At 70.7% G+C, this 15,267-nt stretch carries 10 protein-coding genes; 7 read left to right on the forward strand and 3 right to left on the reverse strand.

From position 1 onward, the window contains the following. Positions 1-17: 17 nt before the first annotated feature. Positions 18-623, forward strand: coding sequence for a response regulator (locus tag ACQPWW_RS14255; RefSeq protein ID WP_433134347.1), 606 nt, complete (start codon positions 18-20; stop codon positions 621-623). Between the two features lie 42 nt (positions 624-665). Here the strand turns inward: ACQPWW_RS14255 and ACQPWW_RS14260 are convergent, their stop codons facing one another. Further along, positions 666-2,846 carry a HelD family protein gene (locus ACQPWW_RS14260; RefSeq protein WP_433132852.1) on the reverse strand — a complete coding sequence of 727 codons (2,181 nt, stop codon included), beginning with the start codon at positions 2,844-2,846 and terminating at the stop codon, positions 666-668. A 318-nt stretch (positions 2,847-3,164) separates the two neighbouring features. On the opposite strand from ACQPWW_RS14260, the gene ACQPWW_RS14265 reads away from it, so the two are divergent. The 4 genes from ACQPWW_RS14265 to ACQPWW_RS14280 all read left to right on the forward strand — a co-directional run bounded on the left by ACQPWW_RS14265 (position 3,165) and on the right by ACQPWW_RS14280 (position 12,101). Further along, the gene (locus tag ACQPWW_RS14265; protein WP_433132854.1) at positions 3,165-4,115 is read left to right on the forward strand and encodes a hypothetical protein; all 951 of its coding nucleotides are present in this window, start codon (positions 3,165-3,167) and stop codon (positions 4,113-4,115) included. Positions 4,116-4,248: 133 nt separating this feature from the next. Beyond that, the gene (locus ACQPWW_RS14270; RefSeq protein WP_433132856.1) at positions 4,249-4,818 is read left to right on the forward strand and encodes an NADAR family protein; all 570 of its coding nucleotides are present in this window, start codon (positions 4,249-4,251) and stop codon (positions 4,816-4,818) included. Positions 4,819-5,402: 584 nt separating this feature from the next. Continuing rightward, the gene (locus ACQPWW_RS14275) at positions 5,403-6,365 is read left to right on the forward strand and encodes an S-4TM family putative pore-forming effector (RefSeq protein ID WP_433132858.1); all 963 of its coding nucleotides are present in this window, start codon (positions 5,403-5,405) and stop codon (positions 6,363-6,365) included. A gap of 60 nt (positions 6,366-6,425) precedes the next feature. Continuing rightward, positions 6,426-12,101, forward strand: a complete 5,676-nt coding sequence (locus ACQPWW_RS14280) for a hypothetical protein (protein WP_433132860.1) — start codon at positions 6,426-6,428, stop codon at positions 12,099-12,101. A 112-nt stretch (positions 12,102-12,213) separates the two neighbouring features. Here ACQPWW_RS14280 and ACQPWW_RS14285 read toward each other — a convergent pair whose 3' ends face one another. After that, positions 12,214-13,278: an SMP-30/gluconolactonase/LRE family protein gene (locus ACQPWW_RS14285; protein ID WP_433132862.1), complete on the reverse strand. Its 1,065-nt coding sequence runs from the start codon at positions 13,276-13,278 to the stop codon at positions 12,214-12,216. Between the two features lie 274 nt (positions 13,279-13,552). On the opposite strand from ACQPWW_RS14285, the gene ACQPWW_RS14290 reads away from it, so the two are divergent. Beyond that, complete coding sequence (locus ACQPWW_RS14290) at positions 13,553-14,044, forward strand: HAD domain-containing protein (protein WP_433132864.1); 492 nt, start codon at positions 13,553-13,555, stop codon at positions 14,042-14,044. 160 nt (positions 14,045-14,204) lie between these two features. Continuing rightward, positions 14,205-14,588 carry a hypothetical protein gene (locus ACQPWW_RS14295; protein WP_433134349.1) on the forward strand — a complete coding sequence of 128 codons (384 nt, stop codon included), beginning with the start codon at positions 14,205-14,207 and terminating at the stop codon, positions 14,586-14,588. A gap of 26 nt (positions 14,589-14,614) precedes the next feature. Here ACQPWW_RS14295 and ACQPWW_RS14300 read toward each other — a convergent pair whose 3' ends face one another. Then, positions 14,615-15,259 carry a response regulator gene (locus ACQPWW_RS14300; RefSeq protein WP_433132866.1) on the reverse strand — a complete coding sequence of 215 codons (645 nt, stop codon included), beginning with the start codon at positions 15,257-15,259 and terminating at the stop codon, positions 14,615-14,617. Between the last annotated feature and the right edge of the window lie 8 nt (positions 15,260-15,267).

The raw sequence follows: 15,267 nt of genomic DNA on the forward strand, positions 1-15,267 counted from the left end.
TCCGACACAGCCTCGCCATGATCATCAACAACGAGCCGGACCTGTCCGTCGTCGGCGAGGCCGGTGACGGCGCGCGGGCCGTGGCGTGCGCCCGTGCCACCCGCCCCGACGTCATCCTGATGGACGTCCGGATGCCGCACCTGGACGGCCTCAAGGCCACCCGACGCATCTGCGCCGACCCCGCCCTGTCCACCGCCCGCGTCCTGGTCCTGAGCATGTTCGAGTTGGACGAGTACGTCTACGAGGCGTTGCACGCGGGAGCGTCGGGTTTCCTGCTCAAGGACGCCCGCCCCGACGAGCTGATCGAGGCGATCCGTCGTACCCACCGGGGCGAGTCGCTGTTCGCGCCGTCGATCCTCACCCGGCTCGTCGCGCACTACGTCACGGCGCCCCGACCGGACCGGCCGACTCCGGCACTGCGGCGGCTGACCGGGCGTGAGGTGGAGGTGCTGACACTGATCGGCGGCGGCCTGTCGAACGACGAGATCGCCACCGCCCTGGTGATCTCGGTGAAGACGGTGAAGACGCACATCACGCACCTGATGGCGAAGCTGGCCGTGCGAGACCGGGCGCAGCTGGTGATCGTGGCGTTCGACGCGGGCCTGGTGCGACCACGCCGCTGAGACGAGGTGGCGGCGCGTGCCGCTCGCCGGGCTGTCCGTCAGCTACTCCGGTGGCGTGAGGAGCACCTGTCCGAGTTCCTGGGTGCATCGGGTGAGCGCGACGTAGAGGCCGTTCCAACCGCGCGGTTCGGCGGTGATGCCGTGCGGGTCGACGACAAGCGTCGCGTCCCATTCCAGACCCTTGGCCTGGGCCGCGGTGAGCACCGGCACGTCGCTCAGCACGGCCAGGAGTTCGCCGACGCGGTCGGCGGGGGCGATGACGCCGACCGTGCCGCCCCGCCACCGTTGCCGAAGCTGTCGCACCGCCCCGGTGGCGGCGTCGGCAAGCTCGGCGGGTGTGGCGGTGAGCTCCCAGGGCGCGATGCCGGAGGAGCGCACCGCCCGTGGCGGCGCGTTGTGGCTGCCAGCTCTGCGCAGGACCGGCTCGGTGAGATCCATGACCTCCCGCGGGGTCCGGTAGCAGATGGTCAGCTCCGCGGCGGTCCAACGGTCTCCGAAAACTGCCCGCACGGCTTCTGCCCAGCTGCTGTGCCGGTGCGCCGCCTCCGCCTGGTCGATGTCGCCGACCGCGGTGATGGAGCGACTGGGACAGCGTCGGACGACCATCTGCCACTGCATTTCGGACAGCTCCTGCGCCTCGTCGATGACGACGTGGCCGTACACCCAGCCGCGCTGCCGGCGAGCGCGGTCGGCGACGAACTCGCCCTGTGGTTGCGGAGCGTCGACCTCGCCCAGCAGGTCCGCGAGGGCGTCGAGCAGGGCGATGTCGCTCGATGCCCACGGCGCGGGCTCGGCCGAGACGGCGGTGATCTCCGCCGGGGACAGCCCTGGGGCGAACCGGGCCAGCAGGGTGCGGTCGGTCAGCAGGGCACCCAGCAGGGTTTCGGCGTCGAGGGTGGGCCACCAGGCCTCGACGAACCGGGCGATGCTGGCGCTCGCGGCGATCCGGGAACGAAGATGGTCCACCTCCTCCTCGGAGAGCAGGCCGTCGACGTCACTGCCGGTGGACGCCCTGCCGGGGTGGTGCTCGCGCGTCAGGTCCCTGTCGACGCGGGCCAGGATGTCCTCGAAGCCCTCCTCCATCTCGTTCATCAGCGTCTCGCGCTGCTCGACGACAGCGTCGGCGAGGAGGTGGTGCAGCTGCTCGGCGAAGACCGCGCGGGCGCGGTGGTACGGCCGTCCCTGCACCGCCGAGGCGAGCGCCTGTGCCACCGTCGCGGCGGCGATGACGTAGAACTCGCCCTCCCAGCGCAGCTTCAGCTCACGGGGCCGGGGGAGCAGCGACGTGACGTAGCTTTCCAACGCGGGTTGCCAGAGCGCCCGGCCCTTGATCTCGGCGAGCTGCCGGCTCTCGTCGCGGCCCACCCGGATCCCCGGCAGCAGGGTGTCGCAGGTCGCCGAGACGACGGCGGTCTCACCGAGCGCGGGCAGCACCTGGGCGATGTACGTGAGGAACCGTGGCGAGGGCCCGAGGACCAGGACCGCCTGGTCGGCCATCGTCCGGCGGGCGAACAGCAGGTAGGCGACGCGGTGCAGAGCGACAACGGTCTTGCCGGTGCCGGGGCCGCCCTGAACGATCAGCGGGCCGGTCGCCTCGGCCCGGATGATGTCGTCCTGTTCGCGTTGCAGGGTGGCGATGGCCGTCGACATGCGACCGGTACGCCGCTTGTCGAGGGCGGCCAGGAGAGCGCCCTCACCGACGAGTTCCGCCGAGAGGGTCCCGTCCAGTGGCTCGTCGTCGACGCCGACGACTGTCGATCCGGTGGTGCGGATGTGCCGGCGCCGGGCCTGGCCCTGCGGGTCGACAGCCGTCGCGGTGTAGAACGGCCGGGCCGCGGCAGCACGCCAGTCCACAAGCAGCGGCTCACTGTCCTCGCCCTCGTCGCGGAGACCGATGCGGCCGACGTGTCGCACCGTGCCGTCGAGTCCGTCGAGGCGGCCGAAGACCAGCCCGTCCCGTGCTCGCCGTAGCTCCTCGTGCTGCTGTCGGAGCATGCGTTGCCGAGCCTGTTCCACCGGGTCCAGGGCCTCGGACGAAAGCTCCGCCCGGAGGTGGTCGGCCAACCTGTCGCGGCGGGCCGTGGCCAGGTCGAGAAACGCCTGTTCCTCGGCGACCGCGGACCGACGGGCGACGTCCTCCGCGACAACGGTCGGGTGTTCCCCGTCGGGTGTTCCTTCGCTGACGCCAGCAGTGCCGTCGTGCCGAGCAGAATCCTGGCGCATTCGCAATCCCTGTGCTGGTGGTCCCCCGGGCCTCGGACGAGCCGGGGCCTAATCCCGGGCGAGCATAGAACGCTTTCTGCTCGTCGGCCAGAAACTCTGTCGGCAGAGACGGGAATCTCAATGCGTTGCTAATCCGACCTGTTCGTGGCCTCATCCAATCGGTATTCGCTCATTGACGGTTCGGTCCTTATCTGATCTGAACGCCGACACTCCTATTGGCCCGTCGGCCACGCGGTCACCTCGCTGATGGGGAACGTCGTCGCGGCGGCCAACACCCGGGGGCGGTCGCCGGTTGATCGATGTGGCTAACATCCCCTCATGATCGAGGAGTTGATCGAGCGGGTGGCCGCCGAGGACGACGAGGCCATCGAGGAACTGTCCGCTATCGCGGACACGGACCCGGGGAGGCTGACCCCGCACCTCGGGCACCTGCTCGATCGTGACGTGCTGTGCCCGGCGACGTTGTACCGGGCGGCGGGGGCCGACGTGGTCCACCGGGTCATCGAGCGGATCGACGGCGGCCGGACGCCGGACGACCTCAATCAGCTGCTTGTCATCCTGGCGCACACCGCTCACCCGCTGGCCGAGAGCGCCATGCGTCGCTGGACGACGCAACCGCCGGCCGGCGCCGACGAATTGCACATCAGTGTGCTGAGCTACGCCGAAGAGAGCGGCTGGACGATCGGCCCGGACGGCAGCCGCCGGGACCTCTGCGGCGGCATCGCGTACCAGTGGACCATGCGCGAAACGCCGCGGCGCGCGGACGGGCCCACCTGTCCGTGGTGCGCGTCGCCCCTGTGGATCGCCGCGGACCTCGACACCACGGAACCTGCCGTCGGCGCCGCGCTCGCGCACACGGGCTGGTCCGGCCGGCTGACGATCGAGACCTGCCACTTCTGCGCCTGCTACACGACGCTGTACAGCCAGGTCACACCGGCCGGCGCCACGACGTGGTGGCCCGGCAACACCCGCCCGAGCTACCTCGGTTCCACCGAACCCGAGGACCCGCCGACGCTGGCGCCGGTCCTGGGCCCGGCCCGGGAGAGTCCCTACCAGGCCAGCGCGTGGGATCGGGGCGGTTCGACGCTCGGCGGTTCGCCCGACTGGATCCAGGACTCCGCGCACGCCGACTGCCCCGGTTGCCACCAACCGATGGACTATGTGGGTCTGGTTGGCGGCGCGGACCTGGACGAGTACGGCGAGGGCGCCTACTACCTGCACCTGCACCGACCGTGCGGGTTCGCCGCCGTGAACTACCAGCAGAGCTGAACGCCGTGGGCGCTGGCCGACCCGGAGCGACAGTGGCGGATCGGGCCGCCGGGCACCCGACCGGTTGGCCGGCGCCCCGAATGGCGGGTAATGGCGATGCGGTGCCGGCCGACAGTGCGGCAGACTGGATCGCGTGGTCGCATTGATTCCCAGCGTCGCGGCGTTGGCCGATGCGGTGCGTGCGGGTTCCCCTGTGAAATTCTTGTTCTTCTGGGGCCATCAGCCGCAGCGTGACGGCAGCATCGGGGCTGGCTGCCTGAGCCAATGGTGGCCGGAACCCTTCAGCGTCGACGGGCAGGAGTTCCGCACCGCCGAGCATTACATGATGTGGCGTAAAGCCGTTCTGTTCGGCGACGCGACGGCAGCCGCCAGGATTCTGACGGTGGCGCACCCCCACGCGGCGAAGACGCTCGGCCGGCAGGTCGACGGTTTCGACGAGCAGGTGTGGCGGGAGCACCGCTTCGACATCGTGGTTGCGGGCGCGGTGGCGAAGTTCGGCCAGCGCCGGGAGCTCCGCGAATATCTGCTCGGCACCGGTGAGCGAGTGCTTGTGGAGGCCAGCCCGGTGGACCGGGTGTGGGGCATCGGCTTGGCCGCCGATCACCCAGACGCCGTGGACCCCGCACGATGGCGTGGGTTGAATCTGCTCGGCTTCGCACTCATGCGGGCCCGTACGATGCTTGGTGCACAGGCAACGCCGTGACCGGCGCATTCGTCGCGGTGCCCGCGTCGGCAGCTCCGGCGAGGTCAGCTATGGTGCTCCCGGTCAGTCCAGCGGCGTCGAGCAATCCGCATCTGTCGGGATGGTCCACAGGGCGCCCCAGATCCAGGGAGATACCGATGCCGGAGCCTGAGCCCGTTCAGGACGCCCACGGGGCGGATGCCGAGACCACGGCCGAGACCGAGACCGACCAGCCTGCCGTTCCCGCTAATCGGGCTGCCCGACGCGCGAAGGGCAAGGTCGCCTCGCCCCAACCGCATGGGAAGGGTCAGCACTTCGGCGGCCGGGGCTCGGTCCAGAGCCCGCGCCAGTGGGGTAACCGGCGAAGCGGCTGACCGTTCGCCGAGCCCGTTGTCAGCAGCGGCTCCCCGGGTGCCGACACGGAACACCATCACACGGCCCGAAGCGCTGGGGCCTTCGATCACATGATCGGGCTCGTGGCGGGACCTGGTGTGTGCTCCGCCGGCGGTCGGGTCGAACCCGCGTTCGGGCGCTGAACAGCCGGCCAGCGGCACGTCACGACGGGGTTTCCAATCGTCGCCATCGATCAAACGCACGGTAGCGTCATGATTGCTGATCGTGTCACCATCTGGGGGCAGGGGCGGACGGCTGGACGCTCGGAGGTTCCATTGGCAGACTCGCGGCGGATCAACCAGTTGCAGAACAACGAGCGTTCCCTGATCCTCTTCCGGGCCATCGCGGTGGCGCACCGCTACACGCAACGCGCCCAGGCGGTCAGTCTGGTGATGTCACTGGTCGTCGCGAGCCTCGGCGTTGTGGCCAAGCTGGCGCAACCCTCGCTGCAACCCGCCGTCTCGATCATCGGTGCGCTCTGGGCCGGCGCCTACGCGGTCGTACTGGCCCCCCTGATCGGTCGTCACCTACGCATCAGCGCGACGTTGCAGGAGATGCTCGACACCGACCTGTTCGGCGTGCCGTGGAACGCGGTACTGGTGGGTGAGCGACTGTCCGAGGACGAGTTGAGCCGCCTCAGCCGGCGCTTCCGCGGCGACGACACCCGGCTGCGGGACTACTACCTGGTCGCGACCGTCGCCGCTCCGTACGACGTGCTCTTCTGTCTGGAGCAGAACCTGGCGTGGGGCTCGCGGGTCCGGCGACGCTTCGCCGCCGTGCTGCTCGGTGTCATCGCGGTCTGGTGTGTGGTGGGCGTGGCCGTGGGCCTCGTGACCGAGAGTACGGTCGGAAGCCTGGTCGGCGTGTGGTTCGTGCCGTCGCTGGGTCTGCTGCTGTCCTTCTCGGACACCGCCCGCGCGCAGATCCTGACCACCCGGGACCGCACCCGGGTGCTCGGCCTGCTGCGCGCGGTCATGGAGGAACCCTCCCGCGCGATCTCGGATGACGAGGCGTTCGTCGTGTTCGCCCGGCAGGTGCAGGATGTGCTGTTCGTCGCCCGCCGGCAGCAGCCGCGGATGCCGCAGTGGTTCTTCCGCCTCTTCCACGACGACGACCTGACCGACTTCCGGTACAAGATGCAGATCCTTGAACAGCGGGTGGGCGTCCACTCCTAGCGTGAGTCGGCCCTGTGTCAGTGCTCGCGGTCCCGTGCGTCACTCGATAGGGTGACCAGGGTGCCCGACGATGGAAAGGTCCTCCTCGCGACCGTTGTCGGCACCGAGGCCGCCGACGCGTTGCAGCAATCCGCGCGTTCCCGTAATCGGGAAGTCGACCTGGCCGAGCCCCTCTGGACGGCGGCGGGTCACACCGGGGCCGTGCTCGCCGCGGTGGTGGAGGTCTCCACCCCTCCGGCTCCGCAGCGGCCGGACAAGTACCTCGTCAAGGTGTGTCCCGCGGACGGGCTGCGGCGTGAGGGAGCCCGGCACCATGCCGCCTTGGCGCTCTCGAGCGCCGATTTCACCCGTCGTCACTTGGTCGACGTGGCGGGCGCGCCGATCCTGCTCCACGACGGCGGCGAGCTGTTGCTACAGAGGATCGCGGACGACAGTCTGGCGCGGTGCCGGACCATGTCCGCAAACAATCTCGACGAGTGCGTCCTGACCGCCACGCAGGTGGTGTCGGCGCTGTTGGGGGAGTGGACGGGCACGGAGCACCTGCGTCTGGACACCCTCACCGTCGCGGATTATCTCGCCAGGGAACTCGTCGACGAGGTGCGCGACAGATTCGAGGTGAGCGCGGCCTGGATCGAGCCCGAAGGCGAGCAGGAATCGCTTCCCCTGGCCAATCCGCTGGCGATGTTACGGGGGTCGGTCGGTGGCCGTGTGCAGTACCTCGCCGGGTTCACGCACGGTGATCTGCACGAGGACAACGTCCTCGTGCCTCGCTTCGACGGTGTGGTCCGGCACGATGCCTTCCGGCTCGTCGACCTGACGACGTTCGACGAGGCTGGTCCGCTCAGCCGTGACCTCGCCATGTTGACGGTCTCGGCGGTCACGCGTCGCCTCGGCGGGTGCTCGCCCGCCGAGGCCGAGGCGCTACTGCACTACGTCGTCGACCGTACGGGCGAACGCGCCACCGAGGCTCCCGTCGGCCTGCGGGCCTACGTCGACGCCGTCCGGTACGCCGACCGTCCCCCGTTGGCGGCCGCCGAGTTCGACGAGAACTGGTCCGACCAGTTGCTGCTCTCGCTGGTCGCCGCCGCGATGCGGCACCTGTCCTTCGAAGACCTCGGCGAGGACGCACGATGGTGGTCGTTCCGGCTGGCGGCCCATGCGGCGACCGCGTTCCTGAACCGGCGGGGCATCGCCGCCCCCGAGCGGGGACATGCCGTCGGACAGAAGATGATCACGACCCCGATCAACGTCGCCCCACCGGGGCCCGGCCCCGAGATGACCGCCGGTGTTCTGCCCATCGGTGACGGATACCGCCGCTCGCTGATGGTGGTCTCACCGGCGGACGACCCTGATGGCACGGTCGCGACGGCGACGCGCGCGTTCAACGCCATCGGGTACCACTGCGACGACGTCATCCCCCTCACCGACGCCGACCAGGTCCGTAAGCGGATCGCGGCGCGCCTGGCGGGGGCCGGCTCGACGGACATCGTCGCCATCTACCTCACCGGCACTGTCGAACCTCTCGACAACGCGCTGGGTGGCCTCGTCGTGCACACCTCTCGTTCCCATCCCGGCACCTCCATCGGCGCGATACCGCTCGTCGCACTGCTGGAAGGGCTGTGGCAACGGCCCGCCGGTGCACCGGCAGCCCATCTCCTGCTGGTCCTCGACACGCAGGGTGCCGACGTCACCGCGGTGGTCCACGCGGCCACCAGCGTTCGCGTGGCCGCGAGCTCCCTCTGCGTGGTCGCCGCCACCACACCGGCCGGATCCGGGCGGTTCGCCGGGTGCTTGACGGCGGTGCTGACCGGCGTCGAGGTGGCGCCGCGCGACAAGCCATACCTGGATGTGCGGCAGCTCGCCGAGCGGCTCCGGTCGGCCGTGCCGCCCGGCAGCGCGGTACAGACGGCCGAGGTGTCCGACGGCGGTCGCAACATAGGCCTGCCGAATCCCCGTCATCACCTAGTGGGCGTCGACCCCCACGAGATGACGGTCTGGTGGGAGCCGACCGCACGAGCGAGCCGAGGCGCGGCCGCACCCCAGGCGTGGTTCTTCAGCGGACGCCACCGGCTGAACCAGCGGGTGGCACGCTGGATCGCCGACCTCGCCGACCCGGTGCTGGTTCTCACCGGTCCGCCGGGCTCCGGTAAGAGCACCATCATGGCGCGCCTCGTCGTGGCGACCGTGCCCGACGTCAGGGAACACCTGAGAAGTCGGCCGGAGATGCTACGGCCGGACGAGTCACCGCCCGCGGACTTCCGGTTCGTGCTAACCCTGCGCCTGACCGGCCGCACCTTTGAGCAGGTACGGGTCAGCCTCGCCGCCGCCGTGGCGGCGGAGGGCCAGTCGCAGGCTGGGTCGGCGGCCGGGGTGATCGCCATCGACGGCTTGGACGAGGCGGACCAGCCGCACCGGATCGTCGCCGAGCTGCTGCGCCCGATGGCCCAGAAGGCGCGGGCCGGGGGCACCCGGCTGCTCGTCGCCACCCGCCGCCACCCGGTCGGCCACGACCCCGAGGAACCCGGCGCACCGCGTGGCGACCTGATCACGTCCCTGACGAGCGATGGTGGCGAAGCCCTCGACATCGGCAAGCCACCCTGGCTGGAAGCCGGAGACATCGCCGAATACTGCGATCGTCTGTTGACGGTCGCCGTCAATGATCGCGGGCGGCCCAATATCTATGCTGGTCTGACCGGTGCCCGCCGCGTCCTCGCCCGGGCAATCGAGACCCAGGCTCGCCACTCCTTCCTGCTCGCGGCCCACGTCGCTCGCCGGCACACCCTCGACGGTGCACCGGCCGATTCGCTGAGCGAGGCCTGGCGGCGGCAGTTTCCGCGCGGCATCGGCGACGCGATGCGCCAGGAGATCGAGGCGCTGTACGGCGTTGACGAGGCCGATCGGCAGCTTGCGCTCCTGCGTCCCCTCGCCTACGCCCAGGGCAGCGGACTGACCCGTGAACCGGCGGCCGGATCGGAGCTGTGGGCGGTGCTGGCGAGTCGGCTGGACCCGGACGGGCGTTCGTTCACCGCCGCCGACGTCAGGTGGCTGCTCGACCAGCGCATCGCCACCCACCTGGTCACCGGCGTCGACATCGGCGGCATCGCCACCTATCGGTTCCACCACGAGGCGCTGGCCGCGTCGTTCCTCGCCGACCGTGCCGATCGTGCGGCGGCGCATCTGACCATCACGGAGGCTCTGCTCGACACGCTCGTCGCCGGTGGGGCGAGGGATTGGACACGGGCGGGGGCGTACACGCGGCGCGCGTTGCCGGCACACGCCCGCCTCGCCGGGACCCTCGAGAGGCTTGCCGAGGATGCCCAGCTGTTGATGTACAGCGATCCCGACCGGCTGCACGAGGCCCTGGTGACATCGGACTCGCCGCGGCTGGTCGCCGTGAGCCGGCTGCTGCGCCCGTACCTGCATCGCCTCCGGGACGCCACCCCGCCGGGCCGCGGATTCCTGCTGTCCGTGGCGGCCACGGTGATGGACCGTCCCGGTCTGTCCGAGGCTCTGGCCGCCGCGGTGGGCCTGCCGGTGGCGGTCCGGCACGTCCGTGTCCGGCACGAGGCGCTGCGGCAGTCGATCGCGGAAGGCACTCCCGTGCGGGCCCTGGACTGTGTCGTCGACCGTGACGACAATCCGCTGGTCGTGCTCGCCAACGGCCAGTTCCTCGACGTACGCGACCCGGAGTCCGGTGCGCTCGTGGAGACCGTGCTGTCGGGCAGCGCGGCGGTTACCTCAGTGGTCGGGTACGTCGACGAGGACGGCTTCCCGGTCGTCGGCGCGGCCGGTGCCGAGGGCGGGGTGCGGGTCTGGGATGCCACCACCCGCGCTCTGCGTGCCGAAAGCCAGGTTGACCTCCGCCGCGGAATGGTGCTGGGGCGGGGCCGCGACGGCTCGGTGCTCCTGGCGGGCTGGACCGAGGAGCAGGTGAGTGTGTGGCGTCCCGGCAGCGCGGAACCACCGCTGGTGCTGCCAGTGCGCTGGGAGGCGGGACGCCAGCCGATCACCGCGGTCGCGGCGACCTGTGACGCCGACGGCGCTGACCTGGTCGCGGTCGCCGCGGGCGGGCGGGTCACGGTGTGGGAGCCCACCACGGGCCACGAGCGGTACGCGGTCGATCTCGAGGACTCGTTCAATATCCAGATCGCGGCTTTGCAGCCGGGAACGCCGGACGGCCGGCTGCTCATCACCGCCGGCCTGCGGGAGCGGAAGACCCTGTTGTGGAGGCCGTCGACCGGCGCCTACCCCTGGCCGTGGCCGGAGGCTCCGGTCTGCGTAGCGGCCGACACCAACCCGGAAATCCCCACGATCGTCCTCGGGTACCTGTCCGGTGCCGTCGACACGTGGGACGGCGATGAGCGGAGGCCCGCCCGGCGCCTGCTGGATGCCGGCTTGTCGGTCCACGCCGTGTACGTCGGCCCGCCCGGTTCCGCACGGCCCGTGCTGGTCAGCATCGACAGGGTGGGCCGGATCCGGCTGTGGGAGCGTAGCCGCGGACGCGACGCCGTGACCCTGACCGGCTCGGCCCCGCACGCGGTGGCGATGGGCTCGCTGCGACAGGGCGGCCGCTACCTGGTCGTGGGTCGCAATGACGGCGCCGACCTGTGGCGGATCGACGAGGTCAGCCAGGACCCCGAGGCCGCGGACCTGCACGACGGTGACGCCGAGCAGATCGTGGCCGATCCGGCCTCCGGCTACTTCGCGACGGTCGGCGACGACGGGCGTGTCAGTGTCTGGTCCACGCGCAGCGGTGGCGTCCTGGGGGCGCTGCCGATACCCACCGGCGCGCCGTTCGCCGCCGTGGGGTGGGCGGCCGGGGGTACGGGCCGGCTCGCCGTGACGACCTCGACGCTGTTACTGGTCACCGACCTGCGGCCGGGTGGCCGACCGCTGCTGCAACGGGAAATGGAGGCGCCCGGACGGATCGCCGTGCTCGACGACGCGGGGACGGTGCTGCTGGCGGTGGCTGACCGGCATCGGGTGTGGTTGGTCGACCCGGATTCGGGCGACGCCGACGCCCTTGAGACGCCGGAGACGGCACCGGACGGCCAGCGGTTGTCGGCAGCCGCCCGCAACGTGGTCAGCCTGACCTGGATGGCGTCCGGCGGCGCGTACCTGGTCGCTGGGACTCAGGGCGGCGTGCTGGCCCGCTGGTCGCGCCGCGAGGGCTGTCGGCCGGAACCGATGACGCCACTGGCTGGTGACCTGGGCATCGTTCTGGTGACCACAGCGGTGCCGGGCGGCACCGGCAGCCGGGTGCTCGTTGGGGGGCATGTCGGCGTGCTGAGGATCTACGACACGCACGACGGCACCGAGCTGTTCGACCTGACCAGGGACGACGGCCGAGTGATCGCTGCCGCCGTGGTCGACACGGTGCCCCCGGTCGCGGTCACCGCCCATCTGTTCGACGAGAAGGCCGAGGTTCGGGTGTGGAACACGGCGAACGGCCGACTGTTGCGGTCGGTCGTCCACCCCGCCCGCCGGGGTGACGTCTTCGTCGGCCCGCCGCAGGCCGGACGTACGGCGGCCGGGCGGCCGTTCGTCGTCTACGTCGTCGAGGACGGCGTCGAGCTGTTGTGGCTGGACCACCTGGCCGGCGACGAGGAGCCGATGCGATTGCTGCTGCCCTTCACGGTCCGGGACGTCGCCGCCCAGGACGGCCTGCTGTTCATTGCCGGCGGTGGTGGCTTCCTCACCCTCGCCCTCGGTGCGTCGGAGGGCGAGGGACGGTGAGTCGGCAGCTCACGTAGGTGTGTGGACGGCGATGTCACGCCATCGGGACCGAGACAGGTCGGGCCATCTCGACTTGGTCGGCGGTCTCGGTGCGCTACCCCGCCTACCTCGGTCAGTAGGGATATCCGGGGATGTTGAGTCGCACGCTGTAGAGGCCGGAGTCGTTCTGCCGGCCGGAGGTGATGTAGAGGGTCTGCCGGTCGGAACCGCCGAAGGCCACGTTGGTGGTGCCGGAGCTGGCGGCCCGGATCGTGCCGAGCTGGGCGCCGGTGGGGGAGTAGACGTGGACCTGGCCATCGAAACCGGACGTCCAGTACACGTTGCCGGCGCAGTCGATCGTCCCGCCGTCCGGACCGCCGACGTAGTTCACGAAGACACTGCGGGCGCCGGTGCTGCCGTCGGGCGCGACGGCGTACTTGTAGATCTTGTTCTCGGAGTAGGCGCCCACGTACAGCGCGGTCCCGTCGGGGGAGAGCGAGATGCCGTTGGGCTGGCGCAGCCGGTCGTCCACGAGCGACACCTGACCGCCGGAGACGCGGAAGACGCTGGTGCGACCGTTCATCTGGTCGGCGCGGTTGCCCCGCTGGAAGTTGGGGTCGGTGAAGTAGACGACGCCGTCCGACCGGACCGCCACGTCGTTCGGCGAGTTGAACGCCCGGCCCTGGTAGTTCGCCGCGACGGTGCTGCGGGCCCGGTCGCTCAGCCGGTACGCGGACACGTTCCGCTGGTCGTGGGTGGCCGCGATGATCTGCTGGCCATCGGCGCTGAGCGCCACGCCGTTGCTGCCGGCGTTGGCGATGAACGTGTCGAAGGTCGCCGGTGGGGTGAACCGGCGGATCGTGGACGGCTGGACGTTGTAGGGCCCGGTGCCGGCGGCCATGTCGGACATCAGCAGGTAGCCGCCGTCGGCAACCCAGACCGGCCCTTCGAGGAACGAGAATCCGCCCTGGATCCGGGTGGCCGACAGGGAACTCGCCGGCAGCGGTGAGCCGTATTCGACCCCCGCCGGGCATACCCCGGACGGTGCGCCGGGCGGACCGGCGAGCGCGACGTGAGCGCTAACATGAGCGGTGTCCACGGGTGTCGAGGGTGCGGCGGCGGCACCGGTGACGAACGGTGCGGAGCCGACCGCGAGGCACAGCCCCGCGAGTGCGGCAATGGTTGGACGCCAGGTCATCGAAAGCTCCAATCGGCGTCGGCCGTTGCGTGGACCGGCGGTAGGTGGTGTGCGAGGTCGCGGGGCCGGCCCGGCGGGGGTGCCGGCCGTCGATGTGTCACCAGGCAGCCTAGGTGACGAAGGGCGGGGTCGCATTGGTTTGATGCCGGTTATTTCGGCTCAGGTTACAAAGACGCTGGTCAATGCGTAAAGGTTGGGTAAATATTTCCTCGGTAGTGCACTCGACGCCAGCCGAGGCGAGGTGCCGGCGGCCCGGCTCCGACATAATCCGCCCATGACCCGACCCGTGCTCCTGCTCGACATCGACGGTGTCCTCAACCCGTACGGCACGCCGCACCCACCTGTCGGCTACCGCGCGCACGCCCTGTTTCCGGGCGAGGAGGCCGTCCGGGTCAATCCGGCACACGGCGCCTGGATCACCGAAGCGAGCACCGTCCTGGACATCGCCTGGGCCACGAGTTGGAACCACGAGGCCAACCAACTCCTCGCTCCGCTGCTGGACATCGCCCCCCTGCCCGTGGTCGTCATGCCACCCCCGCCGTTCGACCCCGCCGAGAAGATCCCGCGCATCGCCGCCTACGCCCAGCAACGGCCCCTGGCCTGGATCGACGATCTCCACCCGCCGCAGGCGCACCGCTGGGCCGCGACCCGGATCAGCCCCACACTGCTGATCACCGCGGACCCGGCGACCGGGCTCACCCGCGACGCCGTCGACCACGTCATCGCCTGGGCCCAAGCCCTTCCACGTCCGCTGACGAACCCGTAGGACACCCCGACGCGAGGCCGCCGGTCCAGGGTCGGGCCGCCGGCGCGCCGGAGTTCGCCGGCTTCGCGCTGCCCCGGCGGTCCGGATCGTTTCAACGGTCCGGGTCCGTGGGTACGCTCCCACCCGCTGATCCCTCGATCGACGGAGACCTATCGTGATCATGGCTTTGCTGCTCGACCTCGCCAACATCGTCGGCGGCTTCCTGCTCGCCGTCGCTGTGCTCCGGCTGCTGCCGCGGGTCGGCGACGACCTGGGTCGCCTCGCCGGTCGGGCCGCCCCGGTCGCGTGGGTGGTCGGCCTCGTGGCGCTCGTGACCGGCGGCTACTACCTCATCGTCCACCTGGTGTCCGGACCCCGGGTGTTCCACTTCGAGGTGGTGGGGATCGGCGTCGGGCTCGCCCTGCTGTGGGGGCGGCTGACCGGACGGCCGGCGCCACGGGACGAGCAGGCGGCCGGAGCGACGGGGCTCCGCCTGTTGCTCGCGATCTTCGGTCTCATCGCGATAGTGGTCGGCATCCAGGGGCTCTTCACCCCGGACGGCTGACCGCGCCGCCGCGGTCGACCCGGCCGTCAGGGGCGTGACACGAGGCCGGACTCCCAGGCCCACGCGGCGATGCGGACGCGGGTGACGTTTCCGAGCTTCATGGAGATGTGGGCGACGTGGGTCTTGATGGTGCCCGGCGAGACGTGGAGTGCCGCGCCGATCTCGTCGTTGCTCAGCCCGCGTGCCACGAGCCTGGCGACGTCACGTTCGCGGGAGGTCAACGGCGGGTCCGGCTGGACGGTTCCGCTGTCGGTCCTGAACCGTTCCAGCAGGCGGACTGTGACTTCGGGGCTGATCAGGGCGTTGCCCGCCAGCGCGGCTCGGACGGCCTCGACGAGCAGCCCGGGTGCCGACACCTTCAGAAGGAAACCACTCGCCCCGTGCCGCAGCGCCCGGCCGACGTACTCGTCCTCGTCGAAGGTGGTCACGACGATCACCTTGGTCGCCAACTCGGGGGCGGTGGTGACGCGGCGGACGAGTTCCAGGCCGTCGATGCCGGGCATCCTGATGTCCGCCAGCAACACCGCCGGGCGCAGGCGGCGGACCAGGTCCCAGGCCAGGTTGCCGTTGCCGGCCTCACCGACGACGGTCAGGTCGGGTTGCGCCGCCAGCACCATGCGGAAACCGTGCCGGACCATGTCGTGGTCGTCGGCGATCACCACTGTGGTCATGACGTCGC

Origin of the sequence: Micromonospora sp. CA-240977, from assembly GCF_050942285.1 — a bacterium.
Classification (GTDB): domain Bacteria; phylum Actinomycetota; class Actinomycetes; order Mycobacteriales; family Micromonosporaceae; genus Micromonospora.